The following is a 24,468-nucleotide window of genomic DNA, read 5'->3' on the forward strand; positions in this document are numbered from 1 at the left end:
TACCCTTTTCATCGATCTACTAACCCTTTACATAAAGTTCTTGATCAACTTGATCAAATAATGGTGACAACTTACCCTCTGCTAATATCGTTAACTGATGCATGGCCCGTGAAGCGATGGTATATACTAACTGTCGCTCATCTTCATCCTGATAGGTTCTATTAGAGGCATCCCACATAATAACCGCATCAAATTCCAAGCCCTTGGCTAGGTAAGCCGGTACAATAATGGTTCCCGGTACTAGGCGCTGATTCTCTGTACGGATAACTGTAACGTCTGTATCATTTTTTAAGGCTGCATAGACTGTTTCCGCTTCCGCCAACGTTTTAGTAATAATCGCGGTAGTTTCGTGGGCTGCTTGATTCGCTGCTAGTTGTTCTTTGGCCGCTGCTACCATGCTAGCTTGGCTATCAACAACCTCCACTTTAGGCAGCGCCCCTTGTCGATTAAAGGCATGGATCGTGGCCCCATCCCTCAAAAGAGCCTTAGCAAAGTCAGTAATCTGCTGAGTTGAGCGGTAAGTTTCTGTCAATTCAATGTATTCGGACTTGGCTGGATCAAATAATTTTCCGAGCTCTTTTTGCAGGGCTGGTGCGTTTTCTTTTGTAAAAATAGCCTGATTCAAATCACCAAGCATGGTAAACCGGGCCTTTGGGAAGTTCATCTTCAAAAAAGCCAACTGGAAAGGCGTATAATCTTGAATTTCGTCAATAAATACAAATCGGATATCCCGTTGGCCATGACTCCCCTTAATCAAATCAAAGAGCATCATGAATGGCGTCATATCAGCCAAAGTTAATTGCCCGTTTTGCATGCCTTTAACCGTCGCCCGTACACTTGCACGCCAATTATCTTCGGTTATACCAAAGTCAGCTAACTTTACGTATTTTGGCATAACATTAAGCATATGAACAAACTGGCGATTAAAGTTGACAAAGCGATTCCGCTTGACTCCCCGTACAATGGGTGCTAATGCCTGTTTAATAATTTTACGAGCTAAGTATTTGGTTTCAGCTTCTTCTGATTTAAATTCTTTGGGCTGATCACCTAAGAGGGCATCGTACTCCTCCTTAGAGAGGTCCTGAATGCTTTCTTCAACCCAGTCCGCTTTTAATTGCGATCCAGCATAACTCTGTAGGAGTTTGAGTAACTTTTCTCGTGTGGCTTGCACCCGATTGCCTAGCTTATAATTTTCATTAAAGCTATAGAAAATGGAGCGGATCCGATCCGCCGAGATAATTTCTTGACCAGCAAAGGAAATCGAACGTAGTTGAATATCTGCTTGATTCAAACTATCCGTATAGGCCTGCATCGCCTGAAAATAGGCCATGGATCCTTTAAAATTAATAATCTTTTTCTCAGCTGCATTAGGTTGACCTTCAAATCGGGCCTGCAATGTTTCTAATTTAAAACGGGGCAATCGACGAGAAGCATATTGATAGTAGGTCATTTGAACCATGTTTTGTTCACCCAACTCTGGCAAAACCTGGTCAATATAATCGTTAAACAACTGATTAGGTGAAAACATGACCACTTGACCTGAAGTAAGCTGTCCTCGATAACGATAGAGCAAATAAGCAACCCGCTGCAAAACAGCCGAGGTCTTCCCTGAACCGGCTGCGCCTTGAACAAATAATAAGTCCGCTGAAGTATTACGAATAATCTTATTTTGTTCACGCTGAATGGTAGTAACGATAGATTTCATTTTAGTTGATGATTCGCCAGCAACCGCATCCAATAACATCTGATCGCCAACCGTCTCATCTGTATCAAAGATGGTCACGATTTTACCATCTTCTAACTGAAACTGCCGTTTAAGTGATACATTTGCATCCTGTGGACCAGCCGGAGTCTGATAGGTGACCGCGCCGACATTATCGTCATAATAAATGGAAGAAATCGGTGCACGCCAGTCATAGACTAAGTAATTATCTGGTCGGTCGGCAAAAGAAGCTAACCCAATATAAATCGATTCAACTTCATCTGATCCAGCATCTTGAACATCAATCCGCGCAAAATAAGGTCGTTTTGCTAAACGGTCCAGTGTCTTCCCCTGCTCTTGAGTAGAGTGCATTTCACTTTCACGTTGTGCTAGCATCTGCTGTTGTTCCCGCACTGACATGGCTGTTTCGAAAAGGCCACTATAGGTGTTTGTTTTAAACCGTACATCCTGCCAGCCAGAATCAACATCCGCATGCCGTTGTTTAGCTGCTTGTTGTTCATTTGCATTCCGCGTCTGCGCTTCTTTTATCTTAGCTAATACGAAGTCCAAGCGTTGCTGTTCTGTATCATAAGGTTCAGCCATTAGGGTCCTCCCAATAAAAAATTCGTTAGTTAATACTACTACATTTTACCTACAATTACTATGCAGCTCTTTTAAAAGCAACCCAAACTAAATAAGTGATTAACTGCTTCAGTCTAGGTGGCTGCCCACCTACTGTCACAATTAATCACTTATGTTAACTCTTAATTGGTAAAATATGGCTAGTTTAATTGTCGTCTGTACCGGAATCATCAGTAACCGGTGTTTCACCATCAGCTTCAAGCGCTTCATCTGAGCCATCATGCTGACCTAAGTAAGCATTCCGCACCCGTTGGTAAATTTCATCGTAAATTGCTCGATTTTCTGGATCATCTAACCAGCGAATCACATTGATCTTACCTTGACCAATCTTCTCATCATTATAGGCAAACCAAGATCCAGCTTTTTGAATAATATCCTTGTCGACGGCTAAATCAATCATTTCACCAGTCTTTGAAATACCCTTACCAAACATAATCTCTAATTCAACTTCCCTAAAAGGAGCTGCGACCTTATTTTTGGCCACTTTAATCTTTGTTAAGTTCCCGACAGACTTGATTTCCTCATCGGCTAGTTTATCAGCCTTCGTTGCTTCAATGCTGCCTCGCCGCCGAACATCCAAGCGGACAGAAGAATAGAATTTAAGTGCACGACCACCAGGTGTTGTTTCAGGGCTACCAAACATAACCCCAATTTTTTCACGCAATTGGTTAATAAAAATGGCTGTCGTCCCAGTTTTCAAGATAGAACCCGACATTTTTCGTAAGGCTTGTGACATCATCCGTGCCTGTAACCCAACCGAAGAATCACCAATTTCACCATCAATCTCTGCCTTAGGGGTCAAGGCTGCGACTGAATCAATGACGACCATGTCTAAAGCACCAGATGCAATCAATTCGTCCGCAATCGCCAATCCTTGTTCACCAGTATCAGGTTGCGAAAGCAATAATTCATCAACATTAACGCCAAGCGCTTTGGCATAGGTAACATCAATCGCATTTTCGGCATCAATATAGGCGACCACGCCGCCATTTTTTTGCGCTTCTGCGACCGCATGTAAGGCAAGGGTCGTTTTACCAGATGATTCGGGACCATAAATTTCAATAATCCGGCCCTTAGGATAGCCACCAATTCCCAACGCAATGTCAAGTTTCAAAGAACCCGTTGAGGTCGCTTCTACCTTGGTAAACTTATTATCACCTAAACGCATGATAGAACCCTTACCAAATGACTTTTCAATTTTCTTCAAGGCATCATCTAAAGCCTTTTGCCGTTCTTTAGGATCATCAATGCGTCCTTCAATACGCTTATTTGGGTTAATATTCTTTCCACTTGCCATTTGTATTGCCTCCGCTTAATTAACTTTAACTTAAGTTATACTAGTATACACCTAACTTCTAAGAAAAAGCAAGTTACCAGCTCTTCATTTCTCCTCAGCAAGAGCTGCTTTTATGAAGTCAAACCCTGCTTCAACCGCGGCTGATCGAACAGCCTGCCGATCACCAGTCAAAAGAAGGGCCTTCGTATCAAGGTGACCATTCGGTTTAGCTAGTCCAATAAAGACTGTGCCTGCGGGCTTCCCTTCCAATGAGGCTGGTCCTGCTACCCCAGTAAAACTAATTGCCCAATCGGTATCTAAAGCCTTCTTAGCGCCTTTGGCCATTGCTGCTGCAACTGGGGCAGAAACAACGCCATACCTTTCGATGAGGGCTGGTTCCACCTGGACTAGCTGCTCCTTAGCAGCCGCTGAATAGGTAACAAAGGCACCTGGTAGAACACTAGAAATCCCACTAACCTCAGCTAACCGACTAACAAACAGACCCGCGGTTAACGATTCGGCACTCGTAATCCGCTGCTGGCGGTTAATCAATTTCTGCCCGACTTCTTCATTCAATGCTAACACAAAATTACCTCCCCCTTTAATAGACGACGGACCGATCTTTTTTATCACTTACATAAAAAAGCAGGTCACAGTTATCAGTGATCTGCTTTTCCCATTCCTTATTTAAATTCGCCGGCAAAGACCTGGCGATTCTGATAAAAGTAATCTAGACCAGAGTAGACCGTTGCAATCAAAGCTACCCAAGCCATGATATAAGCAAACGGAATCCCTAATAGGGCAAAACCAAGATCATGTAAGAGAAAGAAGATGATCGCAATCATCTGTGACATCGTCTTAATTTTTCCTGGCATTGCAGCCGCCATCACTTGCCCGTTATTCTCTACGATTAGCGTGCGTAAGCCAGTAATGGCTAATTCACGAATGACGATAATTGCCACCATCCAGGCAGGCAACCAGTTAAACTGAACAAAAAAGATAAAGGCCGTCATAACCAATAACTTATCTGCCAAAGGATCAGCAAATTTACCAAAATTTGTTACCAGGTGCTGTTGTCGAGCAATCTTTCCATCTAAGAGATCAGTTAGCGAAGCTACAATAAAGATTAAGGCAGCCACTAAGTCCGTTACTGGAATAACCGTTGGGCCAACCAGCAACATTCCCCAGTTTAATGGGAGCGCCAGTACTAACATAAATAGTGGAATTAAAATAATCCGAAATACAGTCAATTTATTGGGTAAATTCATTTTGGTCTCTCCTACTAGCGCTTAAACTGCAAATTAGCATTCCAAACAATGGTACCATTATTATCAAGTTTTACATCCTCTTGACCTAACTTAACTTTAAGCACATTTGCATTACCAATTTGCATGGTAACACCCTTTGATGTAGCCGGAATCTTAATCACTTGGTTCGCTCCAGCCTTTAATGTTCCATTGTATAGAACACCACCATTAACGTCTGTGATTTGTGTCCAAACATCAGCCGTAGCATTCAAGGTCATGTCAGTATCTTTATTTTGTGGTAACTCAATTCCAGAATACTTAACTGTATTTCCCGTCACTTGACTAGGACCAAGCTTAATGGTGTCCTTATCAGCAGCTTTCTTTTCTTCGGAAGCTTTTTTAGCAGCTTCATCTTCTGATGACTTAGCAGCCGATGAACTGGCCTTTTGTTCACTAACAGCAGAACTTGTGACCGATACTGACGAACTATCATTCTGGGATCGGGTTGCTCCAGCAAAGCTGGCCACTAAGGCCCAAATAATGCCAATAATTAAAATAATAGCAGCCCCAATCAACACCTTGGGCATTAATGACTTAGTCCGATCAGCAGTGCTAGGAACTTCTTTTCGCATCCCCGCCCGAGTGACGTTATCAGCATCAACATGGGCCTTTTCTAAATCAGGCGCTACATCCTTTGTTTCAATTGCATGGTCCTTAATGAAACTGTCAGCATCCAGTCCCACAGCATTTGCATATTGCCGAACAAAAGCTCGCTCATAAAACGGTCCGGGTAACTGATCAAACTGTCCGTTTTCAATCGCTTGTAAATAGCGTTTTTGAATCTTAGTTACCTGTTGAATATCGTCAAGAGACAGTCCCTTTTCAAGACGGGCCTCCTGTAGCTCTTGACCTATAGTCTGATTGCGTTCTTCATTCATTTGACTCACCTAACTTTATTAAGATTTTTTGCCAGTGACATACATTATTATTCTAACATGTTCATTATGATTTTGGATAGGCAATTACATGAGCAATCCCTTGATTTTTCAGCGCCCTTAGACAGGTTACTAGGTCATCAGCCGTTAACTGCCTTAATAGTGCGATTTCATCTAAGGTCGTTAAACCATCAAAGCTTGCTCCTTCAAAATCCGTCACAATACTTTCGGGATCGTTTAATCGGGCAATCGTTCGCGCTAGTGCATCGCGTTTCACTAATTCAAAATCAGTTGCCAATGTTTTAACATGCCCTACTAGGTCCGTTAAAACGGGTTTTAACCCTTCAAAAAGCACCCTTGGTTCTGGCGTTTCAGTTGCAATCGTTAAAAACGCATATCCCCGCTCCCACTCAACTTCGGCAAAAAAGTCATCATTAATTAGGCCTGAATTATACCAGTCCATATAAAGCGGATTATATTCACCCAGAGCCAAATCAAGCGCTAAACTCAACACCAGCATCATTTTAAACGCTTTTTTACCAGTAAATATTCCGTTTTTTGGTACAATTTGACAACCAACCGCCAGGCGTGTCTTGGCCACCGGTAATACCATCGTTTGCTCCGCCGTTTCACTGGGGCTTAAGGCAGACACTTTAACTTCCACTGGACTTGTTTCTTTTGGCCTTTGACCTGCTAAACTCGCCTCGATGGTGGCTTTGACTTGATCTGAATTAAAAGCACCAGCAATATAAAGGTCACAATTATCCGGTTGATAAAAGGCCTGAAAAGCTGTCAATAGGTCTGCTGGTCCAATCTTTTGGATTGAACCAGGGCTACCAACAATTTCAGTTGCCAGTGTTGACTGCGGAAATACCAGCTGCGTTAACGTTCGAAATAACTGTGCATCTGGATTATCCGCATACATAGCGGCTTCCTGCTCAATAATGGCTGCCTCTCGTTCAACTGCTTGGGGGTCAAAATAAGGTGTCTGGGTAAAGGTAACTAGTTCCTTTAGGGCGGGCAAATTATTGGCCAGACTGGTGAAGTAATAACAGGTTCGTGAACGAGTAGTAAAGGCATTGGCATTAGCCCCTAACTCACTAAGGCGATTAAAAGCATCATAACCAGGCTGACCAAACAAACGGTGTTCTAAAAAATGAGCAACCCCGGCTGGCTGCTGATAGTGGTGACCGGCAAAATCAAAGATTTGATCTTGACTGCCAAAATTCACATTCAAAGCCACTGCCATTTGGTGAAATTCTTTTAGTGGTAATAAATGTACTCGTAAGCCGTTCGCCAAGGTGACGGTCTCAGACCGTGGCTGATTCATTCTCTTTTCCTCCCAACACTTCATATTGTACTTGGGCCACAACCTGCTTAGCAATGGCCTGGACATCCAGCGCAGTAACTGCCTGCATTTGTTTTACCCAGCTGTCAGCAGTGATGGTTTCCCCCCTTAAACCTTGAATCAAGAAGAGTTGACTAATTTGATCAGGATTATCCAGACTAGTCAAATAACTCGCAGTCAATAAACCCTTAGCTTGAGCCAACTCTGCTCTTGATACTAAGGACTCTTGTAAGGTCGTCAATTCTTTCATTACCGCTTTTTCTACTTGCTTGATTGCCTGCGTTTCTACCCCCGCTGTCACGATTAAGATGCGTCTTGGCCAATCAAGTTCAGTTTGAATATCATAAGCTAAACCAGCCTGTTCTCGAACACGCGTAAATAAACGTGAAACAGCTAGCCCACCAAAAATGGCATTAAAGACCCAGGCTGCAAATCGGTCCTCTTCCGTGAGGACGACTTGAAAAATAGCTACAAACTGGCTTTGCTTGGTGGCCTTGTCCTCTTGATAACGTGCTACCTTGCGCAGGGGTTGACGATAAGTTGCAGTCAGGTTAGTCTGCCGTGGGCCAAAGGGAAGCGTGCTGATTAAGGAGAGCAGCTCACGATCGTCGATCGCCCCCACAACAGTGATATCAATTCGATCATGTAGTAAAGCATGTTGCCAAGCCAGCCAAACGTCCAGCGGGTTGCTATTTTCTAAAGCCGACTGATCACCACAACTTGGCATCGCCTGAGCATCATCATCAAAATATGCCTCTAAGGCCTGTCTTTGCGCCCATAAAGCTGGATTATCTTGAACACTAGCTAATTGATCCAATAGATTATCACGTTGTCGATTAAACACGGTCATATCAAACCCTCGGTCAGCACTCCCGAGTGGCTGGAAAAGCATTGTCCGTAAAAAATCAAGTGCTTGTGCAACGAGTGATGCAGTTTCCACTTGTGCATAACGACCATCAACAACTGTCAATCTCACTCTGATGGTCTGTAAACGCCCATAACGTTGGATATCAACTTCGTAGGTTGCCCCAAACAGTTTACTTAGTGCTCGTGCCAAATCCGTCTGGGATGGATAAGGATCCGACGTATTTTCAACCATGCTGGCTGCTAACGACCGTTGGGCCAACTGATTAGCGCTAGTCTCACTCGTTAAGGCCACTTCTAGGGTTACTGTTGCAAACTGTTGCGTCGGCACAAGATGTAAGTAGACATTATCAGTAAGTTTAACTTCTTTTGACAAGATAACTCCTCACTTTATTCCATAATAAAATTGGTTCTTTTCACTAATAAACATCCAGCCGGTAGTTTTGTTGACTAGGTACAATTTGAATTTGGTATGATTATGCATTCCACTAATAGCGGCTTTCTCAGTACCTTGCTACCATCTGCTAACCATTTCTGCCTTGGAACTAGACTAATAGTTATCATTCTAACATAGTTCCCCCTAATTGACGGTAGCACCCACTGGGTCTTAGTTCTCAAGGTATCCCCAACTAAGTTTCACCCCTAATTCAAAATTGACCACATTTGACCACAAAAAACCTTTGCTTTTCTTTGGTTATGTTTTCCCCAATAAGGCACAAAAAAACCGTTGCTATGAAGCGGTCTCCCACTCATACCAACGGTTTGATAGCTTCTTTACTTAGACTGCTTCCCAGTGTGAACATACTTACGCTGGAAATCAGCAATATTTGCGTACTCCGGTTGTAGTTGTCGTGAAAGACGGATAAAGATAGGGGTCAATGCACGATAAACCTCATAGTTTTCAGGTTGCGGTGCATAGTCATTTGATTCACCAATCATGTCCCCAATAACTTCTAAGTTATCCACGAGTCCCAAAGCTTTTTGGGCCATCACGGTAGCTGCTAAAGCACCAGATTCAAAAGCCTTAGGTACCGTGACGGTCTGCTCAAAGATATCTGCCATCATTTGACGCCACAATGGTGAACGTGCAAAGCCACCAGTTGCCTGGATGGACTTTAAACTACCCGCCACTTCTTCAAGGGCTAAGGCCACCATGTAAATGTTAAAGATAATCCCCTCCATGACTGAACGGACCATGTGAGCACGGGTATGAATATGTGTTAGGCCAAAGAAGGAACCACGCGCATTAGCATCCCAGATTGGTGCTCGCTCGCCGCCTAAGTAGGGATGGAAAAGTAAGCCATCTGCCCCAGCAGGAACGCGACCTGCAATTTCAGTCATCAAATCATAAGAGTCCATTCCTAACAAGTCCGCTGTTGATTTTTCAGCATCAAACATGTTGTCACGCGCCCAGCGCAAAACATCACCACCATTATTGACTGGTCCCCCAATCACCCAGTGGTCCTTATCTAAGGCATAGGTAAAAGTCCGTCCCTTTGGATCAATCTTAGGTCGATCCGTAACCACACGGATAGCGCCAGAAGTTCCGATTGTTACCGCTGCTACGCCTGGCTGAATTGCATTAACCCCTAGATTTGACAAAGGTCCATCACCAGCTCCATAGACAAAGGCAGTTTCAGGATCCAACCCCAAAGCATTTGCACGCGCCTCATCAAGTCCTCGCTCAATGGTATAAGGACTCACTGGTTCAGGCATTTGTTCTTTGCGTACACCCGTCACTTCAAGAGCCTGTGCATCCCAATCAAGGTCAAAAATATTGAGCATGCCAGTTCCAGAAGCAATCGAAATATCCATTCGATTAACGCCAAATAACTTGTGGAAAATATATTCTTTAATACCTAAGTAATGTGCTGCTTGCTTATAAATTGCAGGCTGTTCATTTTTTAACCACAATAACTTTGATAAGGGGGCCATTGGATGAATAGGCGTTCCCGTCTTACTATAAATTTCTTGACCGACACCCGTAGACCGTAACTTTTCAGTATATTTCACTGCTCGGTTATCAGCCCAGGTAATTACTCGGGTTAGTGGCTGCCAATTTTCATCAAAGGCAATTAATGAATGCATGGCTGAGCTAAATGAAACACCTAAGATCTGGCCATCGACTGCCTTGGCTGCTACTTCTTGCACAGCCTCAGTGAAAGCACGCATAATCTCATCTAAATCTTCTTCAGCCATATCAGGCGTATCACGATAGAGTGGGTAACCATGATTTGCACTGGCAATCACCTTCCCCTTTGTATCAAATAACACGGCCTTGGTCGACGTTGTACCTAAATCAACCCCAATTAGATAGTCCATTAGTTTCTCCTAGCGGTCTTCTAGTCACCTCAAAGCAGCTAAAAGCCAAGTATATTTTTTTATTACAAGTCCATTCTATGTGAAAATAATCATTTTGGCAATTACAACCGATTGATTTCACCTAGCTAGCTCAGTAAACCACTTAATCCATTTCTGGATGGTAAACACTCCGACGATCTAACGCCCATTGTCGACTTGAAAAGTGTCCTGGTTCAGTTTGAGCTAAGGCTTGGTCAAAGGCCTGCATACTAGCATCCAATTGATCAAGTTGATGCAGAATTTCTGCCTCCTTGATTTGTGGCTGAACCGGTGACCCATACTCTAGTAAACCATGATGGGCTAGCACTGTATGTCTCAACAACAGTAGGTCTTCTGCATAAATATCCATTTTCAATTCTTGCGCTGCCAACACAATTTGTTCATCAATTAAGGTAATATGGCCTATTAAATTACCGGCACGCGTATAGTGGGTCGCAACGGGACCCGATAATTCTAGCACCTTCCCTAAATCATGTAACAGACTGGCCGCATAAAGTAACCGGCGGTCAACTTGATCATACTGGTCTGCCACGGCCTGAGCCATGTGAACAATGGACAATGAATGATAGGCCAAACCGCCTGCAAAAGCATGATGATTGGCCTTGGCAGCTGGAAAGGTAAAGAAAGCTTGATGATATTTCTTTAACAGGTAACGGACAATCCGTTGCCAATTAGCCTGTGTAATTTGTAAAACTAATCGTTCAACTTCTGTCTCCATCGCTGCCTGGGCTTTTGGCGCCCGTTGTAAGAAATCAGCTGGGTTGCTGGGCTCGCCTGCTTGGGTAAGACGAATAGAGAGAACCTTTAGTTGTTCTTGATCTCGGTAACTCTGCTTAACACCTTCAACGAAGACAACTTCTCCCACTTGTAGGTCCTTTAAGTCATTATCGGTCACTTCCCATTTCATACCCCGAATATCACCCGACCGATCTGTAAAGGTCATGACTAAATAGGGTTTTCCCTGTTGGGTAGTACGTAGCTCTAAACTAGATAACAAGGCAAACACAGCTACCTTTTCATCCAGTTTAAAATCGGCAAGTTGTTTTTGCATGCTTTCCCTCCTTAATTCGTCAATTGTATGCCTGTCAAGCCATCGGGTGTGGTTTTAGTAAAGTAAATAATTTGATGTCCTTTTTCTGCAAACGATTGTAAAACAGTCATTAAGCTTGCCCGCCGTGGATCGTCAAAGTCAACAAAGGCATCATCAATAAGTAAGGGAAGAACGCCCCTACTTGGCGTTTGCTCAATTAAGGCCAAACGTAAAGCCAGATAGACTTGTTCGGCTGTCGCACGCGAAAGTTCAATCAAACTCAACCGTTGCCCCTGAGCGTCAAGTACCCGAAAAGTCTTTTCTTGCCAGTCCACGGATACTAACTGGCCCTGGGTCAGCGTCCTTACCAAATCATTGGTCCGCGCTATCAACTGTGGCCAGCGATCCGCATTTGCTTGGTCCAACGTCATCCGAATCCATTTAGCAGCCAAACGAGCGGTAAAGTAATCTTGTAGCCCGTTCATTAACCGGGTTTGTTCCATCACGATTTGCTGTCGTAATGCCTGAAATTGATTATCAGATAAATAGGCATCCTTTTTAAGGCGGGCACTGGCCAACCGGGTTTGTAACTGGGCCATCTCATCGGCTGATAAGGCATCATGGCTTGTGGCTGATTCACGTTGCGTTGCTTTTAGAGCAGTAATTTGGCTTTTTAAGAGGTCAACTCGTGTTTTGGCCGTTTGTGTCGCTTGATCTATTTGTAACCGTTGCTTAAAGCCGTCTTCATTGGTTACCTGAACAGCTTGATAGTGACTTAGCAACTTGGCCTGGATGGTCACGGCTTGCTCACGTAAACGCAACTGCTCCTGTAGTTGCTGCTCATACTTGCTTAGCGCTTCAGCTGGCGTTAGGCCCTTTACATCAAAGCCCAAATGCTTAAGTTTTTGTTCCCAGTTAACTGCTTGCCTTGACCCTGGTTTGCCTGCGGCTGTTGCTGTTTTTTGCTGAGAACTTAACCAAGTCATGACAATAAGGGCGCCAGCCAACAGCAATCCTAGGCCTGCCCGCTGCAAAGCTAAACTAGCCAGCAAAATCAGCGCCGCAACGCCATAGCCAAACCAGGTTGATACCTGCTTGCTAGGGGCCACGTGTTCAGTTGCCTTTGCCCAATCCGTTATTCCCTGCTTGATAGCTGAACTATTGACCAAATCCACTTGAGCTTGTTTCAAATAAGTCAGCTGCGCCTGGTCTTGTTGAATAGCGTTGACCAGGTCCTGGGACATAATTGTTGGCTGCTCGTCTAACCACGTGCTTAAAGATCTTAACTCAGCTTCTAAGGGCGCCAGTTGCTTAGCCGTTTGCACAGCTTGTTGCTCTTGGTTTGCTTCTTTTAAGGCTACTTGATCAGCTTGAATCGCCTGTTCTAAGGACGTAAGCGCAGGACGTTGGACCATAGCAGCCTGCAAGCGTTGTTTATCTTCTCTCAACTGTTGAAGGGCTTGATTCAACGGGCGCTTGGCCTGCTGGGTCATCCCTAAAGCTGCCTGTGCCTCCTTATCCCAGTCATCAGCTAGCTTTAGCCAGGCCTGGGCTTTTGGCAGGCCAATGGTCCGCATGGTAGCCAAAAACTTAGCCGGTGTCAATTGAAATACCGCTAATAAATTATCTTGGTCAAAATCATAAATCGTTTGATAGAGCTCAGCTGTCAAGGGAGCAAAGCAAGCTAAAAGCTTTTGCTCTGGATCCGCAAAGCCTTGTCCCGTTTCTGTATTAATTAAGGTTACTTTTGATTTAGTCCGACCATGGCGACTCAATTCATAACTTTCTTGCCCTTGAGTAAACCACAAGGTGCCACCATAGCGGCCTGTTTTTTGACTTTCATAGGTATTAACATACCGCCCTTTGGCCCTTGGAAAACCAAAGAGCATGCCTAAAATAAACCGATGAAGGGTTGTCTTACCACTACCATTTAACCCAGCAACTACTTGCAAACCGCTCGTAAAGTCAAAGGTCTTGTTTTGCCATTGGCCAAAATCATCGATTTGTACCCGCTTAATTTGCATCGAGCCCCTCCTTTTCCGTCAGCCCAATCTGCTCTTCAACCTGCCCCTTTAACGTCGCTAGATAGGCTGGTGAAAGGATGGTGTCTAATAGATCTGCATCTTGGATCAGGCTTAAGCCTAAATCCTGCAAGGTGTCCGTAGTAAAGACCTTGGCGGCTGTCTGCTCCCAATAGTCAGCTGGTACTACCGGCAAGCTAACCTTTTTAGCATCAGACATCAGGTCTAAGCGAATGACCCAAGTTGTGGTATCAGCTGGCCAGTTTGCATTGGCATCTAACTGATGAAGCACTATTTTTTGTGCCAGTGTCGACGTTGTTGTTTCAACATGGACCGTCAGTAAGGTCAAGTCGTAGTCACTTGATGCAGCTGCGCGCAGTTTGTTAAATAAAACCTGTTCACTATCCGCTTGAATCGTTAGCACCTGAAAGGCCACTGGCGCAATGCTAGTAAAATATGGTTTTAATGTTGCACCATCAGTCGACACCAAATAGTAACCTTTATCTGTGACTTCATTACTTTTAGTTGCTTGCATATCACCAACATAGCCAATAAAAGGTGCCTGATGCAGCGTCGTTCGTTGATGAATGTGGCCCAAAGCCCAATAATCATAATGTTTCATTAGCAATTGGCGCAGCTCAAAGGGCGCATAAACACCAGTTGGCCCCTGTTCACCATGATAGAGGCCAACAGCCCAATCAACCTGCTCAGGTCGTTGTGGAAAGGTTCCGGCCGGCCCCTGTTCTAAGTGGGCCTGATCATAAGAAAAACCAGTGATAGCCACTCTTTCATTTTGACGTGTCGTTAATAGCTTAGTCGTGACGTCTGCAGGGAAAACGGTCACGTTGGCCGGTAGATTCGTATCCACCTGTGATAACCAGGCAAAGTCATGGTTACCACGGGTTATATAAACTGGAATGTCAGCATCAGCTAAACGCTGCATTTGATCAATAAAAACAAGGAGCTCATGAATGTCTGGCCTTGCTTGATCAAAAACGTCACCCACAAAAGCAACCCAGTCAACATCCTCCGCCAGCGCATCATCAACCAGCCGGGTAAGCGCCGTTGCTTGGGCTGCCAATACCGTTGCTAAGAAGCGCTTTGGTAAACTTGCCAAGTCAGAAAAAGGTGCCCCTAAATGTAAATCGGCTGCGTGAATAAATTTCATGCTTTCTCTCCTTCTTGTCTATTTTTGCTTTCCCCTATCAGGCTCCATATAGTGCCTGGCATTCGTTAAGATAGACCTAACCTTTAGTTTAACATGTTTTCTATCAAAAAAGCCCCCACCATTTTGGTGGGGGCTTTACTAGCAAAGACTACTTTTGAGCATACAATTCACTGATAGGTTGCGTAATAGTATTGTTAATTTGAGTTAACAACTGATTCAATGCTTGCTCTGACTCCATAAGTCGCTTAAGCTCATCAAACTTTTCCATGTCACTAGCAATGGTTTGCCATTCTTTCATCTGCGCTTCTTCAGGTTCTTGACCAGATTGAATTGCTTGATTAAGTGCATATTGTGCTTTTTGGAAATTTGTAAACAAGGTATTGGCTTCTTCGTTAGCCCGGACCTGTTTCAATGCTTCAGCCAAATTTTTAAACTGAGGTGTTTCCCGCAAATCAGTAGCGACTGCATTTACATTATCAAAAATATTTACCATTCTGAAGCCATCCTTATTCTATATACTTATGCTGGGTGTACCCTATTATTATGCCACACTTTTAACTAAACAGCCATCAACCAAGTAAGCCTTGCAGCGCCGACCAAGCTTTTTGTGCCCCTCGCTTAGCATCTTCCACTACTTGATTAGCACCCCGTTTTAGCTGGTCACCAATTTGATTGACTGACCGATCTACTCCTTTTGAAGACGAGTCTTGGGCTGTCTGAGCGCCTAATTTTTCACGGATGCTCTGGACCTTAAAAGCGGTTTGAGGCGTATTTGGAATCACTTGCTCTAAGGTGGCCTTCATTAAAGGCGCACCGGTTTCCCGTAAGGAAATGGGAATCGTATTTTCCGCACTTGTCTGATCATTACCGACCCAGGTTGTCACCACAACATCTGGCGTATAGGCAATCGCCCAAGAATCAGTAGCATTCGTCGCTGTAGTTGCTTGCCCACTCACCTCGGTGGTTCCCGTTTTACCGGCTACCTGGTAGCCAGCCGGATTAGCTGCTACCCCAGTTCCATGGGTATAAACACCTAACATCATTGCAGTCATTTCATCGGCCACCTTTTTTGACCAGAGGCGCTGCTGTTTATTTTTATGCTCTACCACCGTTTTACCAGAAGCATCAACAATTTTCGTAATAAAATGATCATCACTCATTAAGCCGTCATTAGCAAAACTGGTATAAGCCCGCGTCATTTGTAAGGGTGAAACCCCCTTCTTCATGCCACCAATCGCCAAAGAAAGGTTCTTATCACTCTTAGCCACTGGCAAGTCAGCATTCTGAGCTGCCTGATAGCCAACTGATACCCCCATCTGATTTAACAGCCAAACTGCTGGGATATTGTAAGAATTTTCTACGGCAACATACATAGGAACTGGTTCCGTTACGACCCCTAAGGCATTTTGTGGCCGATAGTGATTCGTCCCAAAACTGGTTGGTTCATTTTTCAACTCCGAATCATAACTAAAGCCTCGACTCAATGCTGGCGCGTAATCAACAATGGGCTTAATCGTAGATCCTGGCGAACGTCGCATTTGCGTGGCTCGATTAAAACCACGAAAAACATGTTCACCACGACCACCAACTACTGCCCGCACACCACCGGTTTTAGCATCCATAACGACTGAGGCTGCCTGGGCAGTTCCAGCCAAGGGATCAAGATTAGGGTTGGCATAGTCTGCTTGCAGATGTTCTTGATCCGCCTGATCTAGGCTTGTATAAATTTTATAACCATCATTCGGTAAACTAGCCTCCTTCAAGTCGTACCGGTTCAAGGCTTCATTAATTACTGCATCAAAATAATAAGGATAGTGATAACTTGAATTATCGATGGCATGTTCACTAGCGGTCAGTGATTGGCTAGCCAACCGATTAGCCGTATTTTGTTCAAGGGTATCATTGTTGACCATATTCTGGAGGACTGTATCCCGACGATTCTTTGCCGCTTTAGGATGACTAATGGGATCATATCCATTAGGCGATTGTAACATCCCGGCTAGCATAGCAGCCTGCTCGGTACTTAACTGACTTGCGTTGACCCCATAGTACTTTTGTGCAGCATCTTCAATTCCCCACACGCCACGCCCAAAATAAGCGTTATTTAGATACATGGTAATAATATCCTGCTTGCTGTATTCCTTTTCCACTTGAATCGCTAAGAAAATTTCTCGTATCTTACGAGTCACAGTCTGATCTTGGGTTAAAAATGCGTTTTTAACCAGTTGTTGGGTAATGGTCGATCCACCCGCCGATCCTGAACGACCAAGAATACGGTTGGTCACCGTAATGAGGCCACCACGCAAGGTACCCGTAAGCGAAAACCCATGCTCACGATAAAAATTACGATCCTCGGTGGCAATGACTGCCTGGACAGCTGCCGGAGCAATGGCCTGATACCGGACATAGGTCCCCTTTTGACCGGCTAAAGCCCCTGCTTTATCACCATGGCGGTCATATATTTCTGTTGATTGTTGCAAGCGTGCTTTTAATTCGCCGACATCCGTCGTCTTCGCTTCAAAAGTTCCAAGAACACTAATGACTAAAAAAATCGTCATTCCCACCACAATCAGCCACCGCGTCAATTGATACCGTCGCCAACGAGGGACTAACCAGGCAATGAACATTTGCCAGCGTATGTTTAATTTTTCTTTCATGATTTCTCCACCAGTTGTATTCGACTAGCGCCAAGCATTCAACTGGGCTGCTAAGGTTGTGGCGGCAGTCTCGTTTAAGCTGGTAACATAAATCGTATCATGCCCAGCTAATGTCCCTACTAGCCCTGGCAAATTTGCCTCATCCAAAAGGGCGGCCACCCGATTTCCATTACCACTTGTCGTTTTAATAACAATCATAAAAGCCACTACCTGGACTGACTTTACTAGTTGCTGGACTGCAACCTGAACTTGATCTTGATTTTGTTTTACTTTGCCCTGTTCTAAAACCTGATAACGTACTTGCCCACTAGAATCTGCCTGACGAACAATCCGAAGTTCCTTAATATCACGCGATACTGTGGCCTGGGTAACATCAATCTGGGCCGCATGCAAGGCCCGCATTAAACCTTCTTGCGAATCAATCACCTGCTGCCTAATCAGGTCTAAAATGAGCGCTTGCCGCTCTGCCTTTTTAATTGACATGATTTCCTCCTAAGATAACAAAAACCGCCGGACTGATAAACAAGACCGCCGGTTTTATTAAATCATGTTGAAATTGTCACCAACCCTTAGTCTACATTTCCTTAGGTGCCTTAACCCCTAGCATATGTAAGGACTCAGTCAATACTTGTGAGACTGCTGACACAAGAGCTAGACGAGCATTCAACTCTGCATCATCCTCAAGCACCTTAGAATGCGCATAATACTTATTAAAAGCACGTGCTAGATTTAATGCATACTTGGCAATCACTGATGGTTCACGTTCAAGCCAGGCCCGCTTAACTATTCGTGGGAAATCGCCCAATGCCTTCTCAACTTCCCAAGCATTGGGATCCGTCAATGTTAATGTTGTCAAATCTAACTCTGGCATACCGGCCTTACGAAGGATGGATTGCGCTCTTGCATTAGCATACTGTACATAAGGACCAGTATCACCTTCAAACCGCACCACATCCGCTAGATTAAAGTCAAAGTTACCAATCCGTTCATTCATTAAGTCATGAAAGACAACCGCACCTGTCCCTACCTCATGAGCTACCAAGTCCTTATCTGCTAAGTCAGGATTTTTCTCTTCAATTTGTTGTCGTGCTAGGTCAATAGAATCATTTAAGACATCTTTGAGCAAAATAATCCGACCTGAACGGGTAGACAATTTCTTACCACCAACGGTAATCAGGCCAAAAGAAATATGCTCAATATCATCGGACCAGGCGTACCCCATCTTTTTCAAAATTGCTTTCAATTGTAAGAAGTGTTCACGTTGTTCCCCACCAACTACATAGAGCGACTTAACAAAGTTGTAATTACGCTTACGGAAAATAGCCGCTGCTAAATCACGGGTCATATAAAGGGTTGCCCCATCAGACCGTTGAATCATGGCTACGTTGAGCCCCTCATCTTCCAGATCAACAACCTGAGCCCCTTGAGAAGGTACCAAAAGGTGCTTTTCCTTTAAGAGGTCAATCACTTCTTCCATCTTATCGTTATAGAAGGCTTCCCCATTAAATGAGTCAAACTCAATATCGAGCATGTCATAAATTTCCATGAATTCCTTCAAAGATTCTTCACGGAACCAGGTCCAAAGTTGGGTTGCCTCTGGGTCGCCATCTTCAAGCTTTTTAAACCAAGCTCGCCCTTCGTCGTTTAGACTAGGATCAGTTTCGGCTTCCTTGTGGAAACGAACATAGTACTTTACTAGGGTGTTGATGGGGTCCGCTTTAACTTCAGCCTCTGATCCCCAACGTTTATAAGCCGACATCAACTTACCAAATTGAGTTCCCCAATCACCAAGATGATTAATTTTAATTGGTTGATACCCATTGGCACGTGAAATTTCAGCCAAGGCATTACCAATCACGGTTGACCGCAAATGCCCCATCGACATTGGCTTAGCAATGTTAGGTGATGACATGTCAATCGTAACGTGTCCAGCCTGTCCGTCCGTATTATGACCATATGCTTCATTTTCTAACACGGTATGCAAAATTTCAGCTCCCGTGGCAGTTTGGTCAAGGAAAAAATTAACATAAGGGCCCGCTGCTTCCACTTTAGCAAATCCTTGTTGGTTCACCGCAGCTGCTAGCTCCGTAGCAATTAGGTTTGGTGCCTGATGCCGACTTTTAGCTAAAAAGAAAGTTGGTAGGGCAAAATCGCCCAACCGTGAATCCTTTGGAACCTCTACTTTAGCTTCAATGTCTTCAAGGCTAAGCTCGGGTAAAACCGGTGTTAGTGCCTGTGCAACTTGTGTCTTATAGTCCATCTTGCCTTACTTCCCTTTCTCTTTCTGATCCTCGCTGCTTTCCTCCTTAGCGGTATCCGTTGAGGATGCTCCCTCATCAGCATTTTCATCTTCACTAGGTCGTGGTGCTGGGTGGTCAGTCTTCTTTAAAATTTTAGTTGTTTCCATAGGAACGATGGCACGTTGGTTAAACTCATTCACAGTCGCCGCATCCTTTGGATCATAATCAACAATCATGATCATCATAGAATGTTCATAAATTTTTTCGACAATGCCGGCAAAATCATGCTCAAAATTAGCAAACTGCTTAGCCGCCACGTAGTCACCAATATCAAATTCAGATGTATTTACAGTTGGTTCCTTAGCCATTGCTGTTCCCCCTTGTTTCGTTTCATAGTCAATCGAGTCATTATAGCAAATTTCACCTTAAATTGCTACTTGTCCCCTTCTAAGGAGTGGACAACCCGTTTAGCAATAGCCCAATCGTTCTCATAAGGTACATCAACCCCATTCGTCTTTTGGTACTCATCCATCCCCTTACCAGCTAAAACGACCACATCCGCTGGTCCAGAATGTTTTATTGCTTCCGTAATGGCTTGCGTGCGATTCATTTGCCGATGTACCACCACTTTTGGGTTCGTAATCGCTGCTTGAATTTCATCAGCAATTGCATTGGGATCTTCAAACTGTGGATCATCACTAGTCAAATAGACCACATCGCTCTGTTCATTAACCGCTTTTCCAATCCCAGGGCGTCTAGAGACCCCCTTGTTTCCCGGTGCGCCAACCACAATCGTCAATTTTTGTACATGTTCATTGGCTTTAACAAAATGTAACAAGGCTGCAATAGAAGCATAATTATGCGCATAATCAACATAAATCGTTCCATGACGCTTAGTCGTGATTTCTTGCATGCGACCAGGGACCTTTACCGTGGTCAAAGCTTTTTGCATCGCCTTAGCATCGGTTCCTACTAACCGGGTCGCAATCATTGCAGCAACTGCATTACCCTGGTTAAAATCGCCAGGCATATCTAAGGTATACTCGCCAGTCAACCCTAATTGTTCTGCTTGTTGGCCATGTTCATCCAGACGAAATGTACTTCCTTGAAGATCTTCTTTGATCGTCTCATAAGTTACCTCAGCCGACCGTTCTAAATCGTCTGTTTTGCGGGCATACAGCCAGATGCCATCAGCAGGTACGTCCTCACGGGCCCGCTCAATTAATGGTGCAAAATGGTCACTATCCGCATTTAAAACAATCTGTTCAGCATGGTCAAATAACATCATTTTGCAGGCCAAGTAGTCGGCAAAATCAGGATGTTCATTTGGTCCAATATGATCAGGACTGATATTTAGAAACACACCCACATTAAAGTGTAACCCATAGACCCGTTCCTTCTTGTAGGCCTGTGATGAAACTTCCATGACCATGTGGGTCATCCCATTGTTTACTGCTTCATGCATCCATCTAAAAAGGTCTAGTGATTCAGGTGTTGTTAAATGTGCTCGGTAATGGTTGGCAGGATTGGGCCCTGTAATGACTTGTACGGTCGATGATAAGGCTGCCTTACCCTGGGTTGCCTCATTCATCATTTCATAAGCCATGTAAGCAGTTGAGGTCTTCCCCTTTGTTCCCGTGATGCCAATTAAAGCCAGTTGGTTTTGTGGGTAGTCATAAAAAGCCATGCTTAGGATGCTCATAGCGGCTGCGACATCATCAACGCGAAAAGTTGGTACAGTCGTTTCATGATGAAAGTCCATCGGTGCAACAATTGCACAGGCTCCCTTTTGCAAAGCTTCTTCTAGATAGGCTGCTTTAAAGTTTCCCTTAATAAAAAGCAAGGTCTTTGGGCGCACAGACTGTGAATTATAGGCTAGATGTTCTACCTCACCCTTAAAGTCAGCTCCCGTTTTTAAAAGGCCATTGTCAGCCAACAAGTACGTAATTTGTTCTGCTGTTAGCGTCATTAGTTGCTCCTCTTTAATTAATAGCTTGCTTTCCTTGTTCCGTTAAAATCTGTAATAATTTTTGGACGGCTCGCCCACGAGGCGCATACACCAATCGCTGTCTAGCCGTCATCTCCCCAATTGTTTGCCCGTTTTCTGCCAATAAAATGTTGTATAGACCCTGATTTCCCCGTGCCAAGTCGCTAATCGCAACTCCACCACGCCCTTGTGTTTGAATAACCTGACCATTCGGTTTAATCAGGTAAAAGTCAGATTGGATATAAGCACGCCGGGATTTTTCTTTTGTTAAAAGTGAGAGCACATAGTCATTAATAGCTTCGTCTGTTTTAAGTTGATGGGCTTGAAATTCACGCATTGTCGTCACACCAAAATGGTCCGGTAAACTATCAATAAAGAGGGCCGAATCGTCTGCTAATACTGTCCGGGTGGGCAAAAGGCGATGAATCGTTTCCGCTTTTACCTGGGCATTGGTACGCATATCATTCTGTGTTTCAGCAGGAAAGTGAATTGCCGGATGCACCTGACGATAATTCACCGCTTCTTGACCTAACAGAGCAAAATATGTGCGTATTTCGTCTGTCTTATGGGTATTATTAGAGGCCACAATTATTTCATTCATTTAATGTAAATCCTCCTGCATGAATTGCTCGCAATGTATAAAAAGAACCTGTCACAACAATGAGTCTCTTCGTATCTTTACGTATCCGGCGGGCTAAGTTAATTGCCGCCTCTGGATCGTCAGCAATCTCAACATTTACATTACTTTGCATCACAATTTTGGCTGCCAGTTCATCAGCACTCATGCCTTGGGGGGTGTCCGGTTTAACAGCAATGACTTGGTCCGTATCTGGTAAGATTTGCTCTAAAATATCCCGCCAATTCTTGTCTTTCATTAACCCGAGTACATAAACTGGTTTAGCTTCTAAGTGCCAAGCATGTAAGGAGGTGACTAAATTCTCAATTTCACTTGGGTTATGCGCCCCATCATAAAGGATGTTGTTCTTAGCATCATATTCCATTCGTCCCCGAACCTTCATATTGGCTAGCGCTTGTGCTAAATCAGCGACTGGAATTCGCGTCCCCCGTTTGCGCAAAACACGCACAATCTCTAAAACAATGGCTAAGTTTTTTACCTGGTAAGAACCAGTCAAAGGTAACTGTAATTGTTTATAGTGATCGACATTTAAGACCAAACCAGTCGGTGTCGACCGAATAATGGTAATACTAGGCTTTTCGCCATCATACCAACTGGCTCCCACTGCCACTGTTCGTTCTTGCAAGAGTTTTGTTACTTCCCTTGCCTGACCAGGATAATTAATCACGACAGCACCTGGCTTAATTGCACCGGCCTTGTCCTGAGTGATTTCTGAAATCCGGTCAGTATCGTTGGCTTCATAATCTAAGTCAATTTTTGTAAAGGCAACAATGAGGGGCGCTTCTATTGCATTAGTAGCATCGCACAAACCTGCTAAGCCAGCCTCCACAATGGCAAATTGCACCTCATGATGGTAAAAATAATCTAACGCAATCAAGGTCCACCATTCAAACTTAGTAAGCGTATTAACCTGTCCCCCATGCTTCTCTAGGGCTCTCAAGATTCGACGATAACTGCTAATAAAATCAGTTTCACGAATTGCTACACCATTCAATTGAATCATGTCACGATCATCTAAAATCGCAGGCGAAGAAAAGTGCCCAATTCGATACCCTGCACCGTGCAAAGCCGCCGCCGTCATTGCCCCAGTTGATCCCTTACCATCAGTACCAACAACATGAATTATTTTCAAATGCCGATCCGGTTGACCAATCCAATTTAGCACCTCCCGAAGAATATGCCACCGTTCACGGTCACCGTGATAGGTCTGCTGATTTTTTTCAATTTGCTTATTAATCTGTCGGTACACATCTGCAATTCCCATGCGTTTCTCTCCCACTCCCCTTTACTTTAAGCTTACTTGAGTCGTGTGATACCAGTAAGTCATCATTATTTTTTAATTCCTAAATCCACCGGTGGTAAGACAAACTGATTCTTGTTCATTGAAGCCACATCAGCCACCATAGTAATGCGAGCTTGATGGTCAATAAAGGTCATTGGTGCATCTCCCCCATATTCACCATCAACATTAATCATAATTTTCCGTTGATTATCACGTTTAGGTTTTATCGTAATTTTAGAGGATTTTACGTATAGAAGATTATCATCCTCAATATGTTTACCTGTTAAGACCTCAGTAACCAAGCCAATTAATTCATTTAACTTAGCCGTTTTAACAACTAGTAAGGTAAACTTGCCATCATCCAATTTAGCATCCGGCACTAGTTGTTCGAATCCACCTACCGAGTTGGTTAAGGCTAAGAAAAACATCGATGCTTGACCATCAAATGTCCCATCATCATAGTCAATCTGAACATCCATTGGTCTAACTTGTGGGAGCATCTCAGCCCCTTTCACCAAATAGGCCAGATAGCCATACATTGATTTAAGTCGTGAAGGCACTGAATACGTCAACTCAGACAAGGAGCCACCAGCTGCAATGTTGACAAAATAGGTGTCACCGGCCTGACCAATATCCATCTTGGCCCCTTGGCCCTTTAAGATAACCTTAGCGGCTTCAAGCGGACTTTCACGTGGAATATGCAAAGCACGCGCATAATCATTTGTCGTGCCGGCTGGAATAATGGCTAATAAGGGGGGCGTCGCTAAACCAGCAATTCCATTAACAACCTCGTTAATAGTCCCATCACCACCAGCGGCTACAATTAAATCAAAGCCTGCTAAAGCAGCACGGGTTGCTTCATTTTGAGCTGAATTTGGTGCTGCTGTCGTAGCAAAAGCACTGGTTTCATAACCCGCTTGCTCATAAACATCTAAAATTTCCACCAAGTCGCGTCGAATGGCCTCACGTCCTGAGGTCGGGTTATAGATAATCCGTGCTCGCTTTGTCATTTTCCTGCTCCTGTCTTTTTTTTTGCTATGTATGCCAGCCAAGACTGGCTGGCGAACCCCT

At 44.1% G+C, this 24,468-nt stretch carries 20 protein-coding genes; all 20 read right to left on the reverse strand.

The annotated features are described in order from the left end of the window. Positions 1 to 19: 19 nt before the first annotated feature. Complete coding sequence (helD, locus tag G414_RS0101895; protein WP_022791179.1) at positions 20 to 2,305, reverse strand: RNA polymerase recycling motor HelD; 2,286 nt, start codon at positions 2,303 to 2,305, stop codon at positions 20 to 22. Between the two features lie 184 nt (positions 2,306 to 2,489). Beyond that, on the reverse strand, positions 2,490 to 3,641 hold the full coding sequence (gene recA, locus G414_RS0101900; protein WP_022791180.1) for a recombinase RecA: 1,152 nt from the start codon (positions 3,639 to 3,641) through the stop codon (positions 2,490 to 2,492). A gap of 84 nt (positions 3,642 to 3,725) precedes the next feature. After that, positions 3,726 to 4,205: a nicotinamide-nucleotide amidohydrolase family protein gene (locus tag G414_RS0101905; protein WP_022791181.1), complete on the reverse strand. Its 480-nt coding sequence runs from the start codon at positions 4,203 to 4,205 to the stop codon at positions 3,726 to 3,728. 98 nt (positions 4,206 to 4,303) lie between these two features. Further along, a complete protein-coding gene (gene pgsA, locus G414_RS0101910) occupies positions 4,304 to 4,888 on the reverse strand; it encodes a CDP-diacylglycerol--glycerol-3-phosphate 3-phosphatidyltransferase (protein ID WP_022791182.1) in 585 nt (194 codons plus the stop codon). A gap of 14 nt (positions 4,889 to 4,902) precedes the next feature. Next, the gene (locus tag G414_RS0101915; protein WP_022791183.1) at positions 4,903 to 5,805 is read right to left on the reverse strand and encodes a helix-turn-helix domain-containing protein; all 903 of its coding nucleotides are present in this window, start codon (positions 5,803 to 5,805) and stop codon (positions 4,903 to 4,905) included. Positions 5,806 to 5,869: 64 nt separating this feature from the next. After that, positions 5,870 to 7,132: an EF-P 5-aminopentanol modification-associated protein YfmH gene (gene yfmH / locus G414_RS0101920; protein ID WP_022791184.1), complete on the reverse strand. Its 1,263-nt coding sequence runs from the start codon at positions 7,130 to 7,132 to the stop codon at positions 5,870 to 5,872. After that, positions 7,113 to 8,390 (reverse strand): EF-P 5-aminopentanol modification-associated protein YfmF, encoded by a 1,278-nt coding sequence (yfmF, locus tag G414_RS0101925; protein ID WP_022791185.1) that lies wholly within the window; start codon positions 8,388 to 8,390, stop codon positions 7,113 to 7,115. The genes yfmH and yfmF overlap by 20 nt, the downstream gene beginning before the upstream one ends. Positions 8,391 to 8,788: 398 nt before the next feature. Next, positions 8,789 to 10,336 (reverse strand): gluconokinase, encoded by a 1,548-nt coding sequence (gntK, locus tag G414_RS0101930; RefSeq protein ID WP_022791186.1) that lies wholly within the window; start codon positions 10,334 to 10,336, stop codon positions 8,789 to 8,791. Between the two features lie 142 nt (positions 10,337 to 10,478). Then, complete coding sequence (locus G414_RS0101935) at positions 10,479 to 11,426, reverse strand: 3'-5' exoribonuclease YhaM family protein (protein ID WP_022791187.1); 948 nt, start codon at positions 11,424 to 11,426, stop codon at positions 10,479 to 10,481. A gap of 11 nt (positions 11,427 to 11,437) precedes the next feature. After that, the gene (locus G414_RS0101940; protein WP_022791188.1) at positions 11,438 to 13,429 is read right to left on the reverse strand and encodes an ATP-binding protein; all 1,992 of its coding nucleotides are present in this window, start codon (positions 13,427 to 13,429) and stop codon (positions 11,438 to 11,440) included. After that, positions 13,419 to 14,594, reverse strand: coding sequence for a metallophosphoesterase family protein (locus tag G414_RS0101945; protein ID WP_022791189.1), 1,176 nt, complete (start codon positions 14,592 to 14,594; stop codon positions 13,419 to 13,421). Before G414_RS0101945 ends, G414_RS0101940 begins: the two co-directional genes overlap by 11 nt. 148 nt (positions 14,595 to 14,742) lie before the next feature. Further along, complete coding sequence (locus G414_RS0101950; protein WP_022791190.1) at positions 14,743 to 15,087, reverse strand: YlbF family regulator; 345 nt, start codon at positions 15,085 to 15,087, stop codon at positions 14,743 to 14,745. A gap of 76 nt (positions 15,088 to 15,163) precedes the next feature. Next, positions 15,164 to 17,251 (reverse strand): PBP1A family penicillin-binding protein, encoded by a 2,088-nt coding sequence (locus G414_RS0101955; protein ID WP_027694498.1) that lies wholly within the window; start codon positions 17,249 to 17,251, stop codon positions 15,164 to 15,166. Between the two features lie 24 nt (positions 17,252 to 17,275). Beyond that, positions 17,276 to 17,734, reverse strand: a complete 459-nt coding sequence (locus G414_RS0101960; RefSeq protein ID WP_022791191.1) for an arginine repressor — start codon at positions 17,732 to 17,734, stop codon at positions 17,276 to 17,278. Between the two features lie 91 nt (positions 17,735 to 17,825). Continuing rightward, positions 17,826 to 19,511: an arginine--tRNA ligase gene (gene argS / locus G414_RS0101965; RefSeq protein ID WP_022791192.1), complete on the reverse strand. Its 1,686-nt coding sequence runs from the start codon at positions 19,509 to 19,511 to the stop codon at positions 17,826 to 17,828. Between the two features lie 6 nt (positions 19,512 to 19,517). Further along, entirely contained in the window at positions 19,518 to 19,859 is a 342-nt protein-coding gene (locus tag G414_RS0101970) for a hypothetical protein (RefSeq protein WP_022791193.1), read from the reverse strand. Positions 19,860 to 19,924: 65 nt separating this feature from the next. After that, positions 19,925 to 21,460: a UDP-N-acetylmuramoyl-L-alanyl-D-glutamate--2,6-diaminopimelate ligase gene (locus G414_RS0101975; protein ID WP_022791194.1), complete on the reverse strand. Its 1,536-nt coding sequence runs from the start codon at positions 21,458 to 21,460 to the stop codon at positions 19,925 to 19,927. A gap of 13 nt (positions 21,461 to 21,473) precedes the next feature. Then, positions 21,474 to 22,079, reverse strand: coding sequence for a non-canonical purine NTP pyrophosphatase (locus tag G414_RS0101980; protein WP_022791195.1), 606 nt, complete (start codon positions 22,077 to 22,079; stop codon positions 21,474 to 21,476). Continuing rightward, positions 22,072 to 23,379 (reverse strand): bifunctional folylpolyglutamate synthase/dihydrofolate synthase, encoded by a 1,308-nt coding sequence (locus G414_RS0101985; RefSeq protein WP_022791196.1) that lies wholly within the window; start codon positions 23,377 to 23,379, stop codon positions 22,072 to 22,074. Before G414_RS0101985 ends, G414_RS0101980 begins: the two co-directional genes overlap by 8 nt. A gap of 65 nt (positions 23,380 to 23,444) precedes the next feature. Beyond that, positions 23,445 to 24,407, reverse strand: coding sequence for a diacylglycerol kinase (locus G414_RS07110; protein WP_022791197.1), 963 nt, complete (start codon positions 24,405 to 24,407; stop codon positions 23,445 to 23,447). Positions 24,408 to 24,468 lie beyond the last annotated feature (61 nt).

Source organism: Weissella halotolerans DSM 20190, from assembly GCF_000420365.1.
Taxonomy (GTDB): domain Bacteria; phylum Bacillota; class Bacilli; order Lactobacillales; family Lactobacillaceae; genus Weissella; species Weissella halotolerans.

What these genes read in the sequence shown, in the direction of transcription:
- helD (WP_022791179.1), bottom strand. Translation starts at nt 2,305, where the DNA reads ATGGCTGAACCTTATGATACAGAACAGCAACGCTTGGACTTCGTATTA.
- recA (WP_022791180.1), bottom strand. Translation starts at nt 3,641, where the DNA reads ATGGCAAGTGGAAAGAATATTAACCCAAATAAGCGTATTGAAGGACGC.
- pgsA (WP_022791182.1), bottom strand. Translation starts at nt 4,888, where the DNA reads ATGAATTTACCCAATAAATTGACTGTATTTCGGATTATTTTAATTCCA.
- G414_RS0101915 (WP_022791183.1), bottom strand. Translation starts at nt 5,805, where the DNA reads ATGAATGAAGAACGCAATCAGACTATAGGTCAAGAGCTACAGGAGGCC.
- yfmH (WP_022791184.1), bottom strand. Translation starts at nt 7,132, where the DNA reads ATGAATCAGCCACGGTCTGAGACCGTCACCTTGGCGAACGGCTTACGA.
- gntK (WP_022791186.1), bottom strand. Translation starts at nt 10,336, where the DNA reads ATGGACTATCTAATTGGGGTTGATTTAGGTACAACGTCGACCAAGGCC.
- G414_RS0101935 (WP_022791187.1), bottom strand. Translation starts at nt 11,426, where the DNA reads ATGCAAAAACAACTTGCCGATTTTAAACTGGATGAAAAGGTAGCTGTG.
- G414_RS0101940 (WP_022791188.1), bottom strand. Translation starts at nt 13,429, where the DNA reads ATGCAAATTAAGCGGGTACAAATCGATGATTTTGGCCAATGGCAAAAC.
- G414_RS0101945 (WP_022791189.1), bottom strand. Translation starts at nt 14,594, where the DNA reads ATGAAATTTATTCACGCAGCCGATTTACATTTAGGGGCACCTTTTTCT.
- G414_RS0101950 (WP_022791190.1), bottom strand. Translation starts at nt 15,087, where the DNA reads ATGGTAAATATTTTTGATAATGTAAATGCAGTCGCTACTGATTTGCGG.
- G414_RS0101955 (WP_027694498.1), bottom strand. Translation starts at nt 17,251, where the DNA reads ATGAAAGAAAAATTAAACATACGCTGGCAAATGTTCATTGCCTGGTTA.
- G414_RS0101960 (WP_022791191.1), bottom strand. Translation starts at nt 17,734, where the DNA reads ATGTCAATTAAAAAGGCAGAGCGGCAAGCGCTCATTTTAGACCTGATT.
- argS (WP_022791192.1), bottom strand. Translation starts at nt 19,511, where the DNA reads ATGGACTATAAGACACAAGTTGCACAGGCACTAACACCGGTTTTACCC.
- G414_RS0101970 (WP_022791193.1), bottom strand. Translation starts at nt 19,859, where the DNA reads ATGGCTAAGGAACCAACTGTAAATACATCTGAATTTGATATTGGTGAC.
- G414_RS0101975 (WP_022791194.1), bottom strand. Translation starts at nt 21,460, where the DNA reads ATGACGCTAACAGCAGAACAAATTACGTACTTGTTGGCTGACAATGGC.
- G414_RS0101980 (WP_022791195.1), bottom strand. Translation starts at nt 22,079, where the DNA reads ATGAATGAAATAATTGTGGCCTCTAATAATACCCATAAGACAGACGAA.
- G414_RS0101985 (WP_022791196.1), bottom strand. Translation starts at nt 23,379, where the DNA reads ATGGGAATTGCAGATGTGTACCGACAGATTAATAAGCAAATTGAAAAA.
- G414_RS07110 (WP_022791197.1), bottom strand. Translation starts at nt 24,407, where the DNA reads ATGACAAAGCGAGCACGGATTATCTATAACCCGACCTCAGGACGTGAG.